Consider the following 15,165-nt stretch of genomic DNA (forward strand, 5'->3'; position numbering starts at 1 on the left):
TCGCCGACATTAGCGGCGAGATCAGCCGTGGCGAACCGTTTCCGCCTGCGTTTCGCTCCGTCCAGTTCTTGCCGCGAACGTGAGGATAGCTCTAAATTGGGGAGTCGGCTCCTGCGAGGAACGATGCAGGCCCGCAGCCGGCATTGAAGAGGTGCGCGGTGTCATCCGTTCTCTACTCGCTCGGCCGGTGGGCGTTCCGCGCGCGCTGGCGGATGCTCGCGATCTGGCTCGTCGCACTGGTGGCGCTCGTCGCCGGGGCGGGTCTCGCGAGCAAGGGCACGGACAACACCTTCACGATTCCCGGCACCGAGTCCCAGGAGGCGCTCGACTCCCTGGCGAGGACGTTCCCGCAGGTCAGCGGCACCTCTGCACAGCTGATCGCCGTCGCTCCGCCGGGCGGCAATGTGCGCGAGCCATCGTTCCAGTCTGCCGTCGAAGCATCGGTCGCCGAGATCGCGAAGGTTCCTCAGGTGTCGTCTGTCACGTCGCCGTATGAATCGACGACATCGAGCAACATCAGCCCGGATGCATCGGCCGCGCTCGTTCCCATTCAGCTGTCGGTCTCCCAGAGCGCGGTGGAGCCGTCGACGGCTGATGCGTTGCAGGCAGCAGGGAAAAGGCTCGCCGCAGCGCTTCCCGCTGGTTCGCAGGTCGCCGTCGGGGGCCAGGTGTTCGCTCAGACCGCAGCGGGCATCAGCGCCACCGAGCTGGTCGGCATCCTGGTGGCGCTGGTGGTTCTGCTCGTCACCTTCGGTTCGTTCGTCGCTGCCGGGCTCCCGCTGCTCACGGCACTCCTCGGCGTCGGGCTGTCCCTCTCGCTGATCTTCATCGCGACGAGTTTCACGACCATCACCTCGACGACGCCCTTGCTGGCGTTGATGCTCGGGCTCGCCGTGGGGATCGATTACGCACTCTTCATCATCTCGAGGCACCAGGACCAGGTGAAGCACGGCATCCCGCCGGAAGAGTCTGCCGCGCGGGCGGTGGCGACCGCCGGATCCGCCGTCGTGTTCGCGGCGATCACCGTGATCATCGCGCTCCTCGGGCTGAGCGTGGCGGGCATCCCCTTCCTCACCACGATGGGCGTTGCGGCAGCGCTTGCGGTGGCGATCGCCGTGCTGATCTCGACCACCCTGACACCGGCGCTGCTCGCGTTCGCGGGGATGCGGATCGTACCGAAGCGGTATCGGACGGTCGCAGTGCCGGGCGACGCTGGGGAGGACGACGCGCCCGACGGAGATGGCGATGGAGGCTCGCCTCAAGCGGACGCCGCCGATGCCGACGCCGCCGACGCCGCCGACGCCGCTGCGGTGGTCGCCGAGACCGACGCCGCTGCGGGGGAGGAGGCCGCACATCCGGAACCGGCCGCCGCCCGGCAACGCGGCTTCTTCCTCGGCTGGGTGCGCGGTGTCACGAAGTGGCCGATCGTCACGGTCGTCGCCGTGGTCGCCGTGCTCGGCCTCGCGACCGTTCCCGCCGCACAGCTGAGGCTCGCGCTGCCCGACGCCGGCTCGCTCGACGAGGACGCCCCGGCGCGCATCACGTACGACCTGGTGGCCGAACACTTCGGCCCCGGATACAACGGGCCGTTGATCGTGACCGGGTCGGTCATCCAGAGCACCGATCCGGTCGGGCTGATGAACGACATCGCCGCGGAGATCCGCACCGTTCCCGGTGTGGCCGCGGTGCCACTGGCGACCCCCAACGAGACCGGGGACACCGGGATCGTGCAGGTCATCCCAGACGGCGCGCCCGACTCGGAGCAGACGAAAGACCTCGTCGCGACGCTGCGCTCGATGCACGACCACTTCTTCGATGAATTCGGGGCAGACCTGTCGGTGACGGGCTACACAGCCGCCGGCATCGACATCTCCGCGCGACTCGCTCAGGCCCTCCTCCCGTTCGGCCTGCTCGTCGTCGGGCTGTCGCTCGTGCTGCTGGCGATGGTGTTCCGCTCGATCGTCGTGCCGATCACGGCCGCGCTCGGATACCTGCTCTCGGTCGGGGCGGCGTTCGGCGTGTGCAGCCTCGTCTTCCAGAGCGGCTTCCTCGCCGGACCGTTGAACATCGCTGCCCTCGGCTCCGTCATCAGTTTCATGCCGATCATCCTGATGGGAGTGCTCTTCGGCTTGGCGATGGACTACGAGGTCTTCCTCGTCAGCCGGATGCGCGAGGACTACGTGCACTTCCGCGAGGCCCGTGCGGCCGTCGAGCGAGGGTTCGTCGGCTCCGCTCGCGTCGTCACGGCGGCCGCGATCATCATGTTCGCGGTGTTCGCGGCCTTCATCCCCGAAGGCGACGCCTCCATTCAGCCGATCGCGCTGGGCCTGGCCGTCGGTGTCGCTGTGGACGCCTTCATCGTGAGGATGACGCTGATCCCGGCCGTTCTCGTCCTGTTCGGAAACGGAGCCTGGTGGATTCCCGTCTGGCTCGACCGGGTGCTGCCGTCGTTCGACGTGGAAGGCGAGGGGCTGCAGAAGGAGCTCGATGCCGCAGGCTGGCCCGATTCGGCGGAACCCCTCGCCATCGCCGCCGAAGGAGTCACCATCGCCAACCGCAGGCGGATGCTCGTCGAGCGACTCGACGCGATGGTTCCCGAGGGCGGCGCGCTCATCGTCTGCGGCCCTCCGGAGAGCGGGAAGACGGCTGCCGTGCTCGCACTGGCAGGGCGGCTTCCGATCTCGGGCGGGAGGCTCAAAGTGGCGGGGTTGCTCCTGCCCGTCCGTGCTGCCGCGGTGCGATCGCGCGTCGGGATCGCCCGGCTGGCACGAGCCTCGGATCCGGCCACCGCCGTCGAGGACATCCTCACGTCGCAGGCGACAATCGTCGTGATCGACGATGTCGACTCGGTCAGCGCCCCTCCGCTCCGAGCACGGATCGGAAGGGCACTCTTCGACGCCCGTGCGGAGGCGATCAGCACGGGCCGATCACTGACGATCGTCGTCTCCTGTGTCGACGACACGGCTCTCGACGACGTCCTCCCGCCCGACGCACCGCGAACCGTGGTGCGCCTCTCGAACGCCGATGCGCTACTCCCGGAATTGGTGATGAACTGACATGAGACCCTCACCCTTCTCGGCCCGTTCCGGATCGGAGCGTGTCGGGACAGTAGGCATCCTCGGGCTGCTTCTGCTTCCGCTGGCGATCGCGGGCCTCCTCACCTGGGCGCTCTGGGCGCCGACGACGAACCTCGACCGGGTCTCGGCGGCGATCGTGAACGACGACGTCCCCGTCACGGTCAACGGCACGAGCGTCCCGCTCGGTCGTCAGTTCGCCGCGGGCCTGATCGCAGGAAGCCCGCCGACGTCATCCGCCGCAGGCGACACGCCACCGAGCACCTCGGAGCCCAGCGCGTCCAACTTCGATTGGACACTGACCAACGACAAAGAAGCGACGGAGGGCCTCGCCAGTGGCCGGTACGAAGCCGTCGTGACGATCCCGAAGTCCTTCTCGGCCGATGCGACGTCGTTGTCGGGTCCAGCGGCGAACGCGCACCAGGCGAAGTTCACGGTGGAGACCAGCCCGGCGGCAGCGTTCGCCGACCCGGCCCTGAGCGCGGCCGTCACCACCGCGGCGACCGCTGCCCTGAACCGTCAACTCACGAGTCAATACCTGAGCAATGTCTACGCAGGGTTCAATTCGATCAACCAGCAGATCGGTCAGGCGGCGTCCGGTGCCGCCAGCGTCTCATCGGGTGCAGCGGCGGTGTCGAGCGGGGCGCAGTCGCTCGCGAGCGGCGCATCGTCGCTCGCCTCAGGCCTGCAGTCGCTGGATGCGGGTGCCGGAGCGCTCTCGAGCGGCCTGGGAACGCTGGACAGCCGCTCGCAAAGTCTGCCCGGCCAGACCGCGCAACTTGCGCAGGGCGCCGCCGGTGTTGCCGCCGCGACGGACGAAGTCGCGTCCGCGATCGACGGTGCGACAGCATCCCTCAGCCAGGTCGTCGCCCAGGTGTGCCTGACGCCCGGGCCGATCTGCACCGCGGCGACGAATGCGCTCGCCCGGCTGCAGAACGCGGACCAGGCGGCAGCTCGGCTGGCGGGCGGCGCGGATGCGGTGGCCGCGGGCAACAGGCAGCTGGCCGCTGCGATGGCCCCGCTCGTGGCGGCGATCGGAGACTCCGCTGCCGGCGCGGCCGAGCTCGCAGCGGGAGCCGCGCAGGCGGACAGCGGAGCCGCATCGGTGAGCAGCGGCGCCACCGACCTGGCGGGAGGCGCCGCGCAGGTCGACTCCGGGGCGGCTCAGCTCGCGGCCGGACTTGCTCAAGCGGTGGACCAGATCCCCACCTACACCGAATCGGACATCACGACGCTGTCCGCTGTGGCGTCGCAACCGGTGCTCGCGACTCAGAAGACTCCCGCCCCCGGCCTGCAGTCCGTTCCACTCTTCGCGACGATCGCCCTCTGGTTCGGGGCGCTGGCGACAGCGCTGGCGCGCAAGGCTGTGCCGACGCGGCCGCTGCTCACGACCGAGTCGTCGGTGACGATCGCGCTCCGATCGGCCTTGATCGGTGTGCTGATCGGTCTCGCGCAGGGGCTGCTGGTCGCATCCGTCGTGCAGATCGGGCTCGGGATGCGCCCCGATCAGTGGCTGGGCTTCGCCGCGCTGGCGATGGTCACGGGTGCAGTCTTCGCGGTGTTCAACCAGGGACTGGCCGCGGCGTTCGGATCCGTTGGACGGCTGATCGCCGTTCTCATCGGCATCATCGCACTCGGGGCCGGCCTGACGTCGACCGTGCCTCCCGTGTTCGAGAGCCTTGCCGGCCTGTTCCCGACGGCGCCTGCTCTCGCGATGCTGCGCGCGGGCGCGACCGGCGAGGCAGGCGGGGCGTGGTCGGGTCTCGGAGGCGCGCTGGTGTTCTGCGTCATCGGATGGGCGCTCCTGCTCGCCGGTGTCGCCTCGCGTCGCGGCGTTCGCGCGCTCGACCTCGTCAGCAGGCGGGCGCTCACCACGTGATCTAGACTCGCGCCGTGCGATCGATCAACGGGACGAGTCCGCTCTACGTCAAGAACGTGGGGCGTGGCACCACGACCAGCACAGCCGTGGGCTGCGCGATACTCGCGTTGAGTGGCCCGCTCCTGATCCTCTTCGCGAGCGTGCGCGCGGGTGGACTGCTCGGGGTCGTCGGCGGCATCGTGCTGAGTGTTCTGGCCATACCGTTCAGTCTGTGGGTGTGGCGGGGGATGCGACGGCAGGCGGCGCGCATCCGTCGCCTCGACGAGCTCGGGGTGGAGGCTGCGGCCGAGATCGTCGGCGTGACTCCGGCCACCGTGGGGGAGGCCGCGGGTGTCGCCCTCGACGTTCGTCTCACGGCCGCCGGCATCGAGCCGTACGAGGCGACGATCCGCTGCACCGAAGATGATCGGCTCCGTGTCGGCGTGACGCTACCTGCGACCGTCGAGCCGCAGTCGAAGGAGTTCATGCTCCACAGCGCGGCCGTCAGAGGCGAGAAGATAGCGCTGCAGTAGACGGGTCAGCGACGTCGCGGGAGCGGGACCCACTCGCTGTCATCGGCGGGAGCCAGGCCCTCGGCTGCCGTCGCGAGGCGGGGGAGGAAGTGGCCCCAGCCCTCGGCGTGGCCGTCCGCATAGGTGTTCGGCAGGTCTCGATGCAGCAGCTCGACGCGCGTGCCGTTCTCGACCGGGGTCAGGGTGAAGCTCACCGTCGTCGATCCCGGCGGGAGGTCGGTACTGCCTGCGACACCCCAGGAGACGACGACCCGCTCCGGTCGCGTGACTTCGAGGAACCGGCCCCGGATGGGAGTACCGGCGATGTCGACCTGGAAGAGCCCGCCCTCGATCGGCTCGAGCACCGCGTGCTCGCCCATCCAGGTCGTGAGTCCTTCCGACGTCACGAGATAGTCGAAGACCTCTTCAGCTGTTGCCCGGATGTCGATGGCCGTTGCGTAGTCAGGCATGGTCACGCTTCCGTCCGGACTCGACCGCGTCGCGCAGCGCTGCGAGCTTGCCGGGCCAGAAGCCCTCGAGATAGTCGCGGGTTGCAGCGAAGCCGTCGCTGTTCACGGCGTACAGATGGCGACGGCCCTGGCGACTCTCGGAGACGAGGCCCGCATCGCGCAGCACGCCGAGGTGGTGCGACGTGGTCTGCTGCGAGAGGCCGACACTCGCGGCGAGCTCACCGACGGGGAGGGCTGTCTCGCGGATCGTCGACAGGATCGACCGGCGGTTGGCATCGGCCAGCGCCCGCAGGGCGCGGTCGACCTCGGCATCCTGCGCGCTCTCTGCCATGGACACTCCTTCGCTTTCGCTCGTTGCCTACTCTGTTGTACCACAAATGCACGCTTGTACAAATGGTCGCTTGTGATTAGTGTGTGCGTCATGAACACTCGAATCGATACCGAGACCGACCGCAGCGTGGAAGCCACCGCTCGCGCCTACATCGAAACCGTCGGCGCCCGGGAACTTTCACCGCTGGAATCGCTCCTTTCCGACACGCTCGTCGCGACCTTCGCCGCGGGCACCTCCGACAAGGGGGAGTGGATCGAGGCCCTCCGTCGGTTGCTTCCCGTTCTGGTGCGGAACGACATCAGCGAGATCTACACCCGGGGACCACGGGCGTGCGTGGTTTACGACTTCGTCACCGACACCTCCGGCGGAGCGGTGAGATGCGTTGAGCTTCTGACCGTCGTCGACGGCCGGATCGAAGAGATCGAGCTGCTTCTCGACCGGGTGGCGTTCGCACCCGTGCGCCAGGCGCTCGAGGAACGTGCCCGATCCGCGAGTGGGAGCTAGCCGTCACCGTCGCCCGCCGTCCACGCGCAGCGTCTCGCCCGTGAAGAACGGGGCCGACATGATCCACAGCACCGCGTCGACGATGTCGTGGACGGTTCCTGTCGTGCCGAGGAGCGTCCGAGAGGCGGCGCCGGTGAGGAATGCCGCCTTCAGTGCGCCGCGGGCGTCCCACAGACCTGAGTCGACGATCCCCGGGGAGATCGCGTTCACGCGTACGGGAGCGAGCTCGGCGGCCAAGTGCTGGGCTGCGAACGCGATGGCGCCGTTGGTGACCCCGGTGGCGTAGCTCCCGTTACCGGGACGCCAGGCGACCTGACCGGAGAAGAGGGTCAGCGACTTCCGGATCTGGAAGTGCTTGGCCAGCAGGAGGGGACCGGTGATCTTGGCAGCGATCGCCTCCTGCACCCGGGAGAGTTCCATCTCGCGGATCGGCGCGCTGTAGCTCCTGCCCGCGGTCGAGACCAGGTGATCGATGGGACCGATGTGCCGCGCGGCCGCCGCCACGGAGGCCTCGTCACGCAGGTCGATTCGCAGTGTGTCCTCGTCGTGCGGCGCATGCGTCGAAACGGTCACGTGTGCGTCTTCCGCGCTTGCGGCCGCCGCGATGGCTGCGCCCAGGCGGTGGGTTCCGCCGACGATGAGCACGGTGTGGTTGGCGAGTCTTCCAGTCATATTCTTCTCCGATCGGATGCCGATACACCCGACGCTATGGAAAGGTAACTGGTGACTTCAACGTAACCGGAAAGGCCTCAGATGGCGTACAACATCATGTCCGCGACCTGTCCGTCTCGTATCGTGCTGCGGCGCATCGGGGCACGATGGACAGTGTTCATCGTCAACGCGCTCGAACATGGGCCGATGCGATTCACCGCCCTGGCGACTCGAATCCAAGGGGTCACACCGAAGGTGCTCGCGGAGACCCTCCGATCTCTGGAGGAGGACGGCCTGATATCGCGAACAGTCTTCGACGAGAACCCCCCTCACGTCGAGTACGAACTCACGGACCTCGGCCGCTCGCTCCTGGTGCCGCTACGAGCTGTGAGGGAATGGGCCGAAGCACACGTCCCCGAGGTTCTCGCCGCCCGCGCCGCGCTCGGACCGGCCGACGACGACTAGCGGCGTCACTCGTCGTCGTCGGTGGCCCGTTCTTCCTCCAGCTCCAGGAGGACGTCTGCGGCGTCGCGGCTGCCGTTCGCTGCGAGGCGACGGAGTTCGTCGAGGTCGCCGTTCGCGGCGGCGAGCTCGATGAGTTCGTCGACGGCGTCGGTGTTGCCGGCGTCCGCGAGCTGCCGAAGCTCATCCACATCCTCCCGCTCGGCGGCGAGTTCGACGAGCTCGGCGACAGCGTCGGGGTCGCCCTGTGCAGCCAGCTTGCGCAACTCGGACAGTTCGGGGTCAGACATTGCGACCACCCTTCGTGGCTCTTCGACGGGGCGACGGCCCGCTCTGCTGATTGTGGATGCGTCCGCAGGCGATGCTACGCGGGTCGCCGCCACCTTCGCAGACTCCCACCATCGGCGCCCATGGATGTAGCCTGCCGACGATGGCCATCGAACCAGCCCTGCTCGACTGGATGCTCGACGCCGACCCGGCGCTGCGCTGGCAGGTCGAGCGCGATCTCGCGGGCGAGCCACGCGAGGTGTGGAGCACAACCCGGGCGCGAGTGGCGACGGAGGGATTCGGGGCGCGGCTGATCGCGCTTCAAGATCCCGACGGTCAATGGGCGGGCGGGTCGTTCTTCCCGGGCGGGTTCGACTTCGACGGTCCCGAAGCCGCCCAGGGTGCAGGTCAGCCGTATACAGCGACGACGTGGACCCTCAACACCCTTCGCGACTGGGGATTGGATCCTGCCGCTCTCGATGGCACGGCCGAACTGCTCGCCGAGAACAGCCGCTGGGACTACGACGACTCGCCGTACTGGGGCGGAGAGGTGGACTGCTGCATCAATGCGTACACGCTCGCCACTGGTGCCTGGCTGGGTGCTGACGTGTCCGGGATCGCCCAGTGGTTCGTCGACCATCGCCTGGCCGACGGGGGCTGGAACTGCGAATGGATCGAGGGCTCGACGCGGTCGTCGTTCCATTCCACACTCAATACGCTCAAGGGGCTGTTGTACTACGAACGTGCGACCGGCGGCACCGCTGCGCTCCGAGCAGCCCGTCGGGCGGGGGAGGAGTACCTGCTGCGGCGCCGATTGCTCTACACGCTGTCCACGGGCGAGGTCGTCGGCCCGTGGGCGACACGGTTGACGTATCCGTTCCGCTGGTCGTACAGCATTCTCAACGCCGCGGACTACTTTCGGGCTGCATCCCTGCACGACGGCTCGGCACCCGACCCGCGGATCGCTGAAGCAATTGAGGCGATCCGCACTGCGCGCCGCCCCGACGGAACCTGGCTGCAGGAACGTCGGCTCCCTGGCCGGGTCTGGTTCGAGGTGGACGTGCCGCAGGGGGAGCCGTCGAAGTGGCTCACTCTCTACGGCACACGCGTGGTCGCCTGGTGGGACGCTGCGCAGACCGGGTGAGCGGAAGGGCGATGGCGTTCACCAACGGCGCATCACCCCGACGGGATGACGACCTGCCGCGGCGACCGGAATATGGTCGTGTCAGTGCGGGAACGATCGGGAGCGAGCGGAGGGAGTACGCATGTGGGCGACGCTGGGCGAGATCCTGCCCATCGCTGTCGGTGTCGCCTTCAGCTCCGTGCCGATCATGGCCACCATCCTGATTCTGCTGTCTCCGAACGGGCGGCGTTCGTCGATCGCGTTCATGGTCGGCTTCGTGATCGGTCTCGCGGTGGTGGTCCTGGCTTTCACGCTGCTCGCTTTCCTCATCCCCAGCGCACCGCCACGCCGTTCGCAGGTCGCGATCGGAACGGTGATGATCGTCATCGGTCTCGCCCTCGTCGTTCTTGCGATCGTCGTCTGGCGCCGCAGCGCAGGCAAACCGAGCGCGGATCTCCCGAAGTGGCTCTCGAATGTGGGAAAGCTGCGCCCGTGGGAAGCGTTCGGACTCGCGCTGCTGCTCAACGTCCGGCCCAAAGCGATTCTGCTGAGCGCGGCCGCGGGCCTGTCGATCCGCGCGGGCGGGCTGTCGACGGCTGAAGGTGCGATCGTGATCGTCGTGTACACGCTGCTCGCGGCATCCACTGTGGCGTTTCCGATCGTTTCCAGCCTCGTGTCACCCGAGAAGACGAGGGCGGACCTGGTCAGAGCGCGGTCCTGGCTCACCGGGAACAGCCGCGTCGTCGGAGTGCTGATTCTGATCATCATCGGAGTGGTGATCATCGGGCACGGAATGGCGCGACTGTGAGCGGGAGCAGCTGACCGGCCGGCCCGGCGATCCGGATGCGTCGCGGTCTCAGCCGGCAGATCGCGCCTCGCGCCCGTGAACCGTCACGGCGAAGATCACGAGCATGTCCAGCACGATGATGATCGTCGACCACCACGGTTGCGCAGGAAGCAGAAGCAGCTGACCGATGGCGTTCAGGATCGCGAGGATGACGGCGACCACACGCGCCCAGGTGGCACCGGAGAAGAGTGCGCCGCCGGTGAGCACGAGCAGGAGTCCGAAGACGAGGTTCCACCAGCCCCACCCGGTCAGGTCGAAGATGAAGAGCCCGCCCTTCGAGAGGACGAAGTAGCCGTCCGGTGCGAAGATCGCGACGATGCCTTGGAGGAGCCCGAAGATTCCGTTGATGAGAACGATGAACGCGGCGAACCGCATCCAGCCGCCCCACCGGGCCCATTCGGGTGTGCTCATGGTTTCGTCGTCCGATCTGCCGCGGACGGCGTCGGTGTTCCTTCATGGGACAGCTGCTCGACCAGCAGGGTGATGTCGATCGGTTGCGTCGGTGGCAGCTCGGGAGCTGCTGGGTCCATCTGGTTCATATTCAAGCCTCTCGGTGCCTTGTCGACCGAAAGCTATTCCCGCGGAGCCGTCGATCGCATCACCCGGACGGGGTGACGACGGACACGAAGGGGGAAGCAAGGATGGGGGTCAGCGCAGCTCAGGAATGCGCTGGGGGAGGTGAACCGTGCGTCCCGGGACCTTCGAGATCGTCGTCGGAGCCACGCTCAGCCCTGCGCTCGTGTCCGCCTTCGAAGGCTTCACCGTCACGAGAACCGGGAACGGTCAGACCTGCCTCGTCGGATGGGTGGACGACCAAGCCCGTCTCAACGGTCTGCTCGAATTGATCGGTGATATGACCATCGAACTCGTCTCGGTCAACCGGATCGCATCGGACGGCACATCGTCATCGCAGCGGAGAGCGGCTGGAGCCGACGCCGACGCCTGACCCGTTATCGCGTGTCATCCGATCGGGGTGATGACCCGACGAACTCCCGAGCGTACTTTCGAAAAAGGGGTCAGATACGGGAAGAGCGACTGCCAGAGGGCACCGCCGGCGAAAGAGAGACAACATGACAGATGACACAACCGAGAACGCCGCACCGGTCGACTTCGTCATCATCGAATTCCCCGAGGGACAGCAGAACTTCTCGGGCGAGGTGATCGACGAGCTCGTGCGGCTGGTGGATGCGGGCACGATCCGGCTGGTCGACGCGATCGTCCTGGTCAAGGACATCGACGGGGGAGTGGATGCGACGGAACTGTCGGATCTGGAAGGCCTCGGCCCGCTCGAGGCGATCGCGGCGGAGCTGGCCGAGTTCCTGGCGGCCGACGACGTCGCCGACCTCGCAGCGGCGATGGATCCCGGGAGCGTGGCGGGCGTCATCGTCTACGAGAACCTGTGGGCCGCTCCATTCGCGGCCGCAGCGCGTCGGGCCGGTGGCCGGCTCATCGCCGACGGGCGCATCCACAGCCAGGACATCGCGGATGCACTCGAAGCCGAAGCCGCATTCGAACAAGAAGCTGCACAGAGAGAGGACGTCTGAGATGTTGAGAGCAGGACGAGTAGGACGAGTCGGGGTCGTTCGCGCTCCGGTCGCCAAAGCGGCCGTGGTGACGAGGGCCGTCGCGACGCCCGGGCCGGCGCCGATCGCGAAGGCCGCTGTCGTCGGCGCTGCCGTCACTCCGAGACGGCGCCGCTTCTAAGCGGTCTGGAAACGTCATGAATCCCGATCGCCACGCGCGCACAACGCTGCCCATCCCGGACCGTCCCCGGCCGGGGCTGACAACCTACGACGCGAAGGACCCGGACACGTCGTATCCGCCGATCGAGCCGTTGCGGCCGCCGGCCGGCGCCCCGAATGTGCTGATCATCCTGGTCGACGACGCCGGCTTCGGGTCGGCCAGCGCGTTCGGAGGACCCTGTGCCACGCCGAACGCCGAACGGCTCGCCGCCGGAGGCCTGCGATACAACCGTTTTCACACCACCGCGCTCTGCGCCCCGACCCGCGCCGCCCTGCTCAGCGGGCGGAACCATCACTCGGTCGGGATGGGGAGCATCACCGAGACGGCGACCTCGGCGCCCGGCAACAGCTCTCTTCGCCCGAACACGAAGGCACCGCTGGCGATGACCTTGAAACTGAACGGGTACTCGACAGCGCAATTCGGCAAGTGCCACGAGGTTCCGGTGTGGCAGTCGTCGCCGATGGGCCCATTCGACGCGTGGCCGTCGGCCGGCGGCGGGTTCGAGGCGTTCTACGGCTTCATCGGCGGTGAGAACAACCAGTGGGATCCCGCGCTCTACGACGGGACGACCCCCGTCGAACCGCCGGCGACCCCGGAGGAGGGCTATCACCTGACCGAGGATCTCGCGGATCACGCCGTCAACTGGATCCGCACCCAGAAGGCACTGATGCCCGACAAGCCGTTCTTCGTCTACTTCGCGCCAGGGGCGACCCACGCGCCGCACCACGTTCCGAAGGAATGGGCCGACAAGTACGCGGGAGCATTCTCCGACGGCTGGGACGCACAGCGCGAGAAGACGTTCGCTCGCCAGAAGGAGCTCGGCATCATCCCCGCCGACGCAGAGCTCACCCCACGCCACGATGAGATTCCCGCCTGGAACGACATGCCCGCCGACCTCAAACCCGTACTGGAGCGGGAGATGGAGGTCTATGCGGGCTTCATGGAGCACACGGACCATTACATCGGCCGCGTGATCGATGCGATCGAGGACCTCGGGATCATCGACAACACGATCATCTACTACATCATCGGCGACAACGGCGCATCCGCAGAGGGCACACTGAACGGCGCGTTCAACGAGATGGCGAACTTCAACGGGATGGCCGCCCTCGAGACCCCGGAGTTCATGCGTTCGAAAATGGATGAGTTCGGCAGCCCGACGTCGTACAACCACTATGCGGTCGGGTGGGCGTGGGCGATGGACACTCCGTTCCAGTGGACGAAGCAGGTCGCCTCGCACTGGGGCGGCACCCGCAACGGGACCATCGTGCACTGGCCGGATGGAATCACCGAGAAGGGCGGTCACAGGACCCAGTTCACGCACGTGATCGACGTCGCTCCGACCATCCTCGAGGCGGCGGGCCTTCCGGAACCGACGATGGTGAACGGGGTGCAACAGGCACCGATCGAGGGCACAAGCATGCTCTACACCTTCGACAAGCCGGACGAGCCCGAGCGTCACGACCTGCAGTACTTCGAAATGTTCGGCAACAGGGGCGTCTACCACAAGGGCTGGAGCGCGGTCACGAAACACCGCACCCCGTGGGTGATGGTGGGTGGCGTCGTGCCGGCGTTCGACGACGATGTCTGGGAACTGTACGACGGCAGCAGCGACTACAGCCAGGCGCGCAACCTGGCCGCCGAGCAACCCGACACGCTGCACCGACTCCAACGGCTTTGGCTGATCGAGGCGACCAAGTACAACGTTCTGCCCATCGACGATCGAACGGGCGAGCGGTTGAACGCCGACCTCGCTGGAAGACCGACGCTCATCCACGGCAACAGCCAGCTGCTGTTCCCCGGCATGGGACGGCTCTCCGAGAACAGCGTGATCAGCATCAAGAACAAGTCGTTCTCGGTGACCGCCGAAGTCGAGGTCCCCGAGAGAGGCGTCGACGGCGTGATCATCGCCCAGGGCGGCCGATTCGGAGGCTGGAGCCTCTACGCCAAAGACGGGAACGCCAAGTTCGTGTACAACGTACTCGGCATCCAGGAGTTCCCGACCGAGGCTGAGAGGCCCATTCCAACGGGTACGCACCAGGTTCGCGTCGAGTTCGCGTACGACGGAGGTGGGCTCGCCAAGGGAGGCGATGTCACCCTCTACTACGACGGCGAGAAGGTCGGTACCGGTCGCGTCGGCGCCACTCAGCCGATGGTCTTCTCGGCCGACGAGACGACCGACGTCGGCTACGAGTCCGGAACGGCAGTCGCGTCTGACTACAGCCCTCAATCCAGCCGATTCACCGGCAGGATCAACTGGGTGCAGCTCGATGCCGGGGTCGATGACAACGATCACTTCATCGACCCGGATGAGCGCCTCCGGATCGCCATGGCGCGACAGTAGGGGGCCGAACGGTTTCGCTTCACTCAGGAGAGCGACGAGTCGTCGAGGATGCGCGTGAGCGCGCTCCTCCCGAGCGCGCTCATCCCCGGATTCGATTCCCGGTAGTACCACACCAAGCCCATCGCCTGGACGAACGCCCAGGCCGCCCCTCGCTGCCATTCCAGCTCACTGCATCCCAACTCGGAGCGGACGAACACGCGGTTGTCGGAGTCGAGCATGTTCCAGACCGCGACGAGATCGACAGCACGGTCCGCGGCAGCGAACCCTCCTCCGTCGAGAACACCGACCAGACGTTCCCCATCGACGAGGAGATTGCCGGGAATCAGGTCGCCGTGCGTCATAACGTCGGCGTAAGGATTCGGCAGCTCCCGGAAGCCGCGCCAGAGTTCTCGGAGGCGTTCGACCGGCAGCAGTGTCGCGCTTTCACGGAAACAGACCTCCATCCAACGGTCGGCGTCGCGAAGCACGCCTCCGCGTCCGGTCCCGTCGAACGTCCGTCCCGCGGTGTCGGCTGCACGGAGCGATTGCACGAGGGCTGTCAGGTCGCGGGCGAACACCCGGGACCGAGCGAGGCCGGCCGGAGTTGCGACGGAGCCCGGCAGCCAGGTCTGGACCGCCCACGGCAACGGATACCCGTGTCCCGGCGCGCCGACGGCGACACGTGCCGGTGTGGGGAACGGGCAGCACGCGGCCAGCTCGCGCATCGCCGCACCTTCCCGGATGAGTTCAGCCCCGACCTCCTCGGGATCGGCGGCGCGGAGCGGGAAGCGTGCGGTGAGGTCGTCGCCGATCCGGAAGATGGCGTTGACAGTTCCGTCGGTCGCAAGCTCGCGGACGCCCTGGAGACGCCAGTGCGGGAATTGTTCGTGGATCAGCTGACTGGCCATCCGTTCATCGATGTGCAGTTGGTCGTCGTGCATCGCCATGATCACCACGCTACTCAGGGCCGCGTCGGCAGCCCACTTGACTTGAAGTGCTT

The 15,165-nt window shown here is 67.3% G+C and carries 16 protein-coding genes; 10 read left to right on the forward strand and 6 right to left on the reverse strand.

What is annotated here, in order from left to right:
- Positions 1-158 precede the first annotated feature (158 nt).
- Genes ACFVV0_RS13615 through ACFVV0_RS13625 form a run of 3 tightly spaced genes read left to right on the forward strand, consistent with a single transcriptional unit; the run spans position 159 to position 5,465 of the window.
- Complete coding sequence (locus ACFVV0_RS13615; RefSeq protein WP_387063902.1) at positions 159-3,056, forward strand: MMPL family transporter; 2,898 nt, start codon at positions 159-161, stop codon at positions 3,054-3,056.
- A gap of 1 nt (position 3,057) precedes the next feature.
- Positions 3,058-4,953 carry a YhgE/Pip domain-containing protein gene (locus tag ACFVV0_RS13620; protein WP_387063904.1) on the forward strand — a complete coding sequence of 632 codons (1,896 nt, stop codon included), beginning with the start codon at positions 3,058-3,060 and terminating at the stop codon, positions 4,951-4,953.
- Positions 4,954-4,967: 14 nt separating this feature from the next.
- A complete protein-coding gene (locus ACFVV0_RS13625; protein WP_387063906.1) occupies positions 4,968-5,465 on the forward strand; it encodes a hypothetical protein in 498 nt (165 codons plus the stop codon).
- A 5-nt stretch (positions 5,466-5,470) separates the two neighbouring features.
- Here the strand turns inward: ACFVV0_RS13625 and ACFVV0_RS13630 are convergent, their stop codons facing one another.
- Together ACFVV0_RS13630 and ACFVV0_RS13635 are read right to left on the reverse strand one after the other, a co-directional pair.
- Positions 5,471-5,914 (reverse strand): SRPBCC domain-containing protein, encoded by a 444-nt coding sequence (locus ACFVV0_RS13630; protein WP_387063908.1) that lies wholly within the window; start codon positions 5,912-5,914, stop codon positions 5,471-5,473.
- A complete protein-coding gene (locus tag ACFVV0_RS13635; RefSeq protein WP_387063909.1) occupies positions 5,907-6,245 on the reverse strand; it encodes an ArsR/SmtB family transcription factor in 339 nt (112 codons plus the stop codon). The genes ACFVV0_RS13630 and ACFVV0_RS13635 overlap by 8 nt, the downstream gene beginning before the upstream one ends.
- A gap of 90 nt (positions 6,246-6,335) precedes the next feature.
- Here ACFVV0_RS13635 and ACFVV0_RS13640 point away from each other — a divergent pair, with 90 nt between their 5' ends.
- Positions 6,336-6,749, forward strand: coding sequence for a hypothetical protein (locus ACFVV0_RS13640; protein ID WP_387063912.1), 414 nt, complete (start codon positions 6,336-6,338; stop codon positions 6,747-6,749).
- 3 nt (positions 6,750-6,752) lie between these two features.
- On the opposite strand, the gene ACFVV0_RS13645 is transcribed toward ACFVV0_RS13640, so the two are convergent.
- Entirely contained in the window at positions 6,753-7,421 is a 669-nt protein-coding gene (locus ACFVV0_RS13645; RefSeq protein WP_387063915.1) for an SDR family oxidoreductase, read from the reverse strand.
- A gap of 96 nt (positions 7,422-7,517) precedes the next feature.
- Between ACFVV0_RS13645 and ACFVV0_RS13650 the strand changes: the two genes are divergently transcribed.
- Complete coding sequence (locus ACFVV0_RS13650; RefSeq protein ID WP_387065178.1) at positions 7,518-7,865, forward strand: winged helix-turn-helix transcriptional regulator; 348 nt, start codon at positions 7,518-7,520, stop codon at positions 7,863-7,865.
- Between the two features lie 5 nt (positions 7,866-7,870).
- Here ACFVV0_RS13650 and ACFVV0_RS13655 read toward each other — a convergent pair whose 3' ends face one another.
- Positions 7,871-8,152 carry a hypothetical protein gene (locus tag ACFVV0_RS13655; protein WP_387063918.1) on the reverse strand — a complete coding sequence of 94 codons (282 nt, stop codon included), beginning with the start codon at positions 8,150-8,152 and terminating at the stop codon, positions 7,871-7,873.
- Between the two features lie 140 nt (positions 8,153-8,292).
- On the opposite strand from ACFVV0_RS13655, the gene ACFVV0_RS13660 reads away from it, so the two are divergent.
- A complete protein-coding gene (locus tag ACFVV0_RS13660; protein WP_387063921.1) occupies positions 8,293-9,273 on the forward strand; it encodes a squalene cyclase in 981 nt (326 codons plus the stop codon).
- Positions 9,274-9,394: 121 nt separating this feature from the next.
- Positions 9,395-10,060 (forward strand): GAP family protein, encoded by a 666-nt coding sequence (locus ACFVV0_RS13665; protein ID WP_387063924.1) that lies wholly within the window; start codon positions 9,395-9,397, stop codon positions 10,058-10,060.
- A gap of 48 nt (positions 10,061-10,108) precedes the next feature.
- Here the strand turns inward: ACFVV0_RS13665 and ACFVV0_RS13670 are convergent, their stop codons facing one another.
- Positions 10,109-10,510 (reverse strand): hypothetical protein, encoded by a 402-nt coding sequence (locus tag ACFVV0_RS13670; RefSeq protein WP_387063926.1) that lies wholly within the window; start codon positions 10,508-10,510, stop codon positions 10,109-10,111.
- 274 nt (positions 10,511-10,784) lie between these two features.
- Between ACFVV0_RS13670 and ACFVV0_RS13675 the strand changes: the two genes are divergently transcribed.
- From ACFVV0_RS13675 to ACFVV0_RS13685, 3 genes are all read left to right on the forward strand, one after another.
- Positions 10,785-11,045, forward strand: a complete 261-nt coding sequence (locus ACFVV0_RS13675) for a hypothetical protein (RefSeq protein ID WP_387063929.1) — start codon at positions 10,785-10,787, stop codon at positions 11,043-11,045.
- A 124-nt stretch (positions 11,046-11,169) separates the two neighbouring features.
- Positions 11,170-11,643, forward strand: a complete 474-nt coding sequence (locus ACFVV0_RS13680; protein WP_387063931.1) for a DUF1269 domain-containing protein — start codon at positions 11,170-11,172, stop codon at positions 11,641-11,643.
- 176 nt (positions 11,644-11,819) lie between these two features.
- On the forward strand, positions 11,820-14,186 hold the full coding sequence (locus ACFVV0_RS13685) for an arylsulfatase (protein WP_387063934.1): 2,367 nt from the start codon (positions 11,820-11,822) through the stop codon (positions 14,184-14,186).
- 23 nt (positions 14,187-14,209) lie between these two features.
- Here ACFVV0_RS13685 and ACFVV0_RS13690 read toward each other — a convergent pair whose 3' ends face one another.
- A complete protein-coding gene (locus ACFVV0_RS13690; RefSeq protein WP_387063936.1) occupies positions 14,210-15,112 on the reverse strand; it encodes an aminoglycoside phosphotransferase family protein in 903 nt (300 codons plus the stop codon).
- Positions 15,113-15,165: the final 53 nt, after the last annotated feature.

Source organism: Leifsonia sp. NPDC058230 (genome assembly GCF_042882245.1).
Taxonomy (GTDB): domain Bacteria; phylum Actinomycetota; class Actinomycetes; order Actinomycetales; family Microbacteriaceae; genus Leifsonia.